The organism is uncultured Campylobacter sp. (assembly GCF_938045405.1).
Taxonomy (GTDB): Bacteria; Campylobacterota; Campylobacteria; order Campylobacterales; family Campylobacteraceae; genus Campylobacter_B.
Window position 1 is genome coordinate 1 of record NZ_CALIMW010000112.1, and the last position, 2,471, is coordinate 2,471.

General features: G+C 51.0%; 2 protein-coding genes. Both read right to left on the bottom strand.

Annotated features, from left to right (window positions below):
* Positions 1-627, bottom strand: a 627-nt coding sequence (locus tag Q0140_RS04120; protein ID WP_297962169.1) for a YgjP-like metallopeptidase domain-containing protein, incomplete at its 3' end; no start/stop codon positions are given.
* The gene (locus tag Q0140_RS04125) at positions 603-1,925 is read right to left on the bottom strand and encodes an MATE family efflux transporter (RefSeq protein WP_297962171.1); all 1,323 of its coding nucleotides are present in this window, start codon (positions 1,923-1,925) and stop codon (positions 603-605) included. The genes Q0140_RS04120 and Q0140_RS04125, both read right to left, overlap by 25 nt.
* Between the last annotated feature and the right edge of the window lie 546 nt (positions 1,926-2,471).

A 2,471-nucleotide genomic window follows, 5' to 3' on the forward strand; every position in this document is an offset into this window, starting at 1 on the left:
CCCGCCGCTTTGTGGCACTTCTCTCTGTTGCGCTAGCCCTTGCGCTGCATCGTCCGGTAGGTTAAATTTCAAATCCTCGCCCGCCGCACCACTTTGCGAGGCGCACTCGCCCGAGTGAAATTTTAAAATTTCACTTCCCGCGCCGCTACCCGCACCGTCATTCATGCCGTCCATGGCATTGTTTGCGCTGCCGCTCACATCGCCGCCATCGACGCCGTTACCGCTTATGCCCGCGCCGCTTTGTAAATGAGCCGAATTTACGCCGCCGTGCGCATGGCTTACGCTGCTGCCTACGCAGCCCTGCGCGTCGCCATCGCCTAAATTTTTATTCGCGCCGCAGTTTGCGTCGAGCTCAGCCTCGCGGCTAAATTTCAGCTTGTAAATTTTGCCTAAAATTCTAACCTCGTCGCTTGCTAAAAGTTTGCTTCGCAGCCGCTCTAGCGTTTGGCGTATCCAGCTTTCGTGCTTTAGGATGAAGTCTTTCGCCTGTGCCGCGGTGTAGGAGCGCGGCACGCTCACGCTGATCTCGCAGTCCTTGCTAATGCGGATACGCGCGTATTTCATTCGCTTAAAACGCAGGCCAATCGGCAAGCCTAGCAAATTTAGACTAACTTTTTGCTCTGCCATTTTTTGCTTATCCATCGCGCCGTATTCGCGCTGCCGCGCAGCCATTCATCGCAGAAAAACCCGATCCAAACGCCCAAAATTCCATATCCCAGATGAATGCCCAAAAGCCAGCCCACCGGGATCGAGACGCCCCACATAAAGATCACGCCCATCGCAAAGGGAAATCTCGCGTCGCCGCTTGCGCGCAGGGCGTTTACGAACACGATATTAAGCGTCCGCCCGAACTCAAGCCCCAGCGTTAGGTAAAAAAGCGGCCGCATAACCTGTTTGTGCGCCTCGCTTAGGCTCAACATCTCCATGATCTGCTCGCGTGCTAAAAACACGATCGCGACGAAAAGCGCCGTCGCCCCGAGCCCAAAGCGCAGCGCGGTAAATGTGTGTCGGTACGCCTCCTGCGGCTTGGCAGCGCCTACGAGGCGGCCTACGATCACTTCGTTTGCCATGCTGATCGCGCTTCCGCCGAAGAAGATGAATGATGAAATTTGAAAATAGATCGTCTGCACGGTAAGGCTCGCCTCGCCCATGCTCGCGACGAAGGCGAAGGCGACTAGATACTGCACGATCCACAGCATGTTTTCGCCTGCGCTAGGAAGCCCTACGGATAAAATTTTACGTAGCGTGGCGAGCTTGATCTTTAAAAACATCGTGAGGTAAAATTTTATCTTTAGCACCTTCGTGATGATGAGGAAGAATAAAAATACGCCGATCATGCGCCCCGCGATCGTGCTCACGCCGATGCCCTCAAGCCCGTAGTACGGCAGTCCGAACGGCCTAAATAGCACGACGTAATTGCCCGCGAGAGTTACTAAATTCATAACCATGGAGACCGCGATGATGAAATTTGCGTATCCGTAAACACGCACGATGGCGCTAAGCACGATCGCGACGGCGTCTATCGCAAAGACGATGCTGATGACCTTAAGATAGATCGCGCTTTCGCTCAAAAGCTCGGCGGGCACCTGCAGCGCGCGGAGTAAAAACGGCGCGCAGCTAAAGACGAAAACGCCGCTGCAAAGTCCCACGAGCGCGTTAAATGCGATGCTTGTGTGAATCGCGCGCATGGCTAGGACTTTGTTTTTTGCTCCCAGCGCCTGCGCTACGAGCACCGAGCAGCCCACGGCGAGAAAGCCGAAAACGGTGACGAAGAGCAAAAATATCTCGTTGCCCGCGCCCAGCGCGCCAACAAGCGAGACGTCCACGCGCGAGATCATGTAGGTGTTGATAAACGTGGTTACTAGGCGCAAAAACATATCGACGTAGATTGCGAGCGAGAGCCTTAGCAGCGAGATTTCTTTCATATTTTGCCTTTATTTGGGGGAAATTGTAGCCGAAAATTCTTTTAGGTTTGCTTTTGTATCAACATCGGCTATTTTGTGCGTAATCGCTCTTTCGGGTACTTTGCCCTTTGCCTATTTTTCCTTAAAATATTTCATCCACAAAAAAATATTCGTACGGCAAGTTCGATAACATGGAGTGCTAAACTTTCGCTGCATAATTCTATTAATTTGGCTGTAAAGTTATAAATTTCAGTTAGTGGAATTTTACAATTTTACATTTTAAAATTTTGTTTAAAACTCTAGTTGTGTAAATCCTGATTTTGTTGAACGTACTATTGCGTTTACGTATAGATGAAATATCTTGGGGGCGGAAAGGAGGCTTGAATTGCGAGGTCGCTCCCCTTTCCGCCCCCAAACCCCCACCTAACCCCCGACGACGCTTTATAAGGGGCGGACTACGTCCGCGCTAAATTCTATGCGAGGCAAGGTACGGAGCGTAAATTTAAACCCGAATTAAAATTCTAACTATTTACCGCAATTTGATATAAACTCGGCAAAATTTTCCCA

Bases quoted from the DNA above. Each gene is read 5' to 3' on its own strand.
- Q0140_RS04125 (WP_297962171.1), bottom strand. From the start codon at position 1,925: ATGAAAGAAATCTCGCTGCTAAGGCTCTCGCTCGCAATCTACGTCGAT.